The following is a 226-nucleotide window of genomic DNA, read 5'->3' on the forward strand; positions in this document are numbered from 1 at the left end:
GACCGTACGCATGGCCACCGGACGGCAGCCCAGGGAGTCATTGCCCGAAGCCCCGCCGCCGCCTGCGTGATAAAGGCGCGCCGACGCGGTCCAGTCGGGATCGCCGTCCATCAGCTCGGCCTGTTCTTCGTTCAGCGCAAGATCGTCCGGGGACGAAACTGTGGAACCGACGTCGGCTGCAGGGGTTTCAACCCTGAACTCATCCGCCGCGACAGCGACATTGTAG

At 65.5% G+C, this 226-nt stretch carries 1 protein-coding gene; it reads right to left on the minus strand.

The genetic code is table 11. The annotated features are described in order from the left end of the window. Positions 1–226 (minus strand): hypothetical protein (locus tag ACM5QX_RS29680; RefSeq protein ID WP_414756781.1); only part of this gene is annotated, 226 nt, incomplete at both ends.

It is taken from the genome of Anabaena sp. CCY 9910, from assembly GCF_963920875.1.
Lineage (GTDB): Bacteria > Cyanobacteriota > Cyanobacteriia > Cyanobacteriales > Nostocaceae > Trichormus > Trichormus variabilis.